We start from the raw sequence: 2,177 nt of genomic DNA, 5'->3' as shown, positions 1-2,177 counted from the left end.
CGGTGCAGCGCGACCGCCGCGGCCGTACCGCCGGCCACGGCGCCCAGGCCCGCGGCGGCCGGGATGCCGACCTTGGCCGCCTTGCGGCCCGTCCGGTAGTCCCGCAGCCGCCAGTCCCGCTCCTTGGCGTGCCTGCGCAGCTTGGCGTCCGGGTTGATGGCGTACGGGTGCCCGACGAGCGAGAGCATCGGGATGTCGTTGTGGGAGTCGCTGTACGCGGCGCAGCGGGCGAGGTCGAGTCCCTCGGCGGCGGCGAGCGCCCGTACCGCCTCCGCCTTGGCGGGACCGTGCAGGGGTTCGCCGACGAGCTTGCCGGTGTAGACGCCGTCGACGGACTCGGCGACCGTGCCGAGCGCGCCGGTGAGGCCGAGGCGGCGGGCGATGATCGTGGCGGTCTCGACGGGGGCGGCGGTGACGAGCCAGACCTTCTGGCCCGCGTCCAGGTGGGCCTGGGCGAGGGCGCGGGTGCCCGGCCAGATGCGGCCGGCCATGTACTCGTCGTAGATCTCCTCGCCGATCGACATCAGCTCGGAGACGCGGTGGCCCTTGACGATGGACAGGGCGCTCTCGCGGGCGTCCTGCATGTGACCGGGGTCCTCGACGCCGGCCAGCCGGAACCAGGTCTGCTGCCAGGCGAAGCGGGCGAGCTCCCGGCGCTGGAAGAACTGCCGCTTGTAGAGGCCGCGGCCGAGATGGAAGATCGCGGCGCCCTGCATGACGGTGTTGTCGAGGTCGAAGAAGGCGGCGGCGCGGACGTCCCCGGCGACCGGGAACTCCGGTTCCGCGGGTCCCGCGGCTCCCTCCTCCCGCTCGTGCTCCAGCTGGAGGGAGGTCTTGCGGGCGGCCTCGGCGGCGGCCTCGCCGGCCAGGACGCTGCGGGCCGTGGCGGAGCGCCCGCGGCGGGTGAGCCATCCCCAGCGAGGGGGCGTCCCGTAGGGGTTCCAACCGGGGCGGTGGTCGGGCGACGGGAGGGACATGCTGTGAGCATAGCCAGTCCGCTCAGAACTTCCCGACTTGTGGGACTGCGGAGGCGTGAACACCGGGTGACTCCCCTCGGTGGCCGGGGACGGGGCGGGCGGCGCGCAGAATGGACGGCATGTTCGGACGGACGAAGAAGAAGGATCCCGTGTCGCCCCGCACCGTGACACTGATCGGCAAGCCGGGATGTCACCTCTGCGACGACGCCCGGGCGGTGATCGAGGCGGTCTGCGCCGAGACCGGGGCGGTCTGGGAGGAGAAGGACATCACGCGCGACGAGGCGCTTCACCGGGCGTACTGGGAGCAGATCCCCGTCGTTCTGATCGACGGCGAGCAGCACACCTTCTGGCGGGTGGACGCCGAGCGGCTCCGGCGTGAACTGGGTGGGTGACCGAAACCCGGTTACCATCGTGGACGTTTTGTTGGGTTTCGGGGGCGAGCTCGTGAGGAGAGTGTGCGGCTTTGCCCCCTTCGGGATGTCAACGCTCCGCGGTGCTCCGCGGTTCCGTCATACAGGGAACCGGCCGCGTGACCCCGGTCACTTTGGGCAGACAAATCGGACACCATCTTTGTGCACGCGTTCACAAAGACATAGCCTGCTGTCGACGGGGCGGTCTTGGGACATATGGCCGCCTACAGCCCCGCTCATCCCGCAGGAGCACCGTGGCAACTGGCCGAACTCACCGACCGGCGACCCGTAGCCGAGGAATTCCCGAGGCCACCGTCGCCCGGCTTCCGCTGTACCTGCGCGCACTCACCGCGCTGTCGGAACGCTCCGTACCCACGGTCTCCTCCGAGGAGCTCGCGGCCGCGGCCGGCGTCAACTCCGCGAAGCTGCGCAAGGACTTCAGCTACCTCGGCTCGTACGGCACCCGTGGTGTCGGGTACGACGTCGAGTACCTCGTCTACCAGATCTCCCGGGAACTGGGCCTGACCCAGGACTGGCCCGTGGTCATCGTCGGCATCGGAAACCTCGGCGCGGCCCTCGCCAACTACGGCGGGTTCGCCTCCCGTGGCTTCCGCGTCGCCGCGCTGATCGACGCCGACCCGGCGATGGCGGGCAAGCCGGTCGCCGGCATGCCCGTGCAGCACACCGACGACCTCGAGAAGATCATCGAGGAGGACCGGGTCTCCATCGGCGTCATCGCCACCCCGGCCGGCGCCGCCCAGCAGGTCTGCGACCGGCTCGTGGCCGCCGG

3 protein-coding genes are annotated in these 2,177 nt (G+C 71.1%); 2 read left to right on the top strand and 1 reads right to left on the bottom strand.

All coding sequences use genetic code 11. From position 1 onward, the window contains the following. The coding region (locus RIF68_RS35005) for an HAD-IB family hydrolase (protein WP_309055581.1) at positions 1–977 on the bottom strand (977 nt) is incomplete at its 3' end. A 110-nt stretch (positions 978–1,087) separates the two neighbouring features. On the opposite strand from RIF68_RS35005, the gene RIF68_RS35000 reads away from it, so the two are divergent. Next, complete coding sequence (locus RIF68_RS35000; protein ID WP_309055579.1) at positions 1,088–1,369, top strand: glutaredoxin family protein; 282 nt, start codon at positions 1,088–1,090, stop codon at positions 1,367–1,369. A gap of 272 nt (positions 1,370–1,641) precedes the next feature. After that, positions 1,642–2,177 (top strand): redox-sensing transcriptional repressor Rex (locus tag RIF68_RS34995; protein WP_309055577.1); only part of this gene is annotated, 536 nt, incomplete at its 3' end.

This window comes from Streptomyces sp., from assembly GCF_031178505.1.
GTDB classification, from domain to species: domain Bacteria; phylum Actinomycetota; class Actinomycetes; order Streptomycetales; family Streptomycetaceae; genus Streptomyces; species Streptomyces gulbargensis.
This window is presented reverse-complemented; position numbering and strand designations above follow the sequence as displayed.

Bases quoted from the DNA above. Each gene is read 5' to 3' on its own strand.
- RIF68_RS35000 (WP_309055579.1), top strand. From the start codon at position 1,088: ATGGACGGCATGTTCGGACGGACGAAGAAGAAGGATCCCGTGTCGCCC.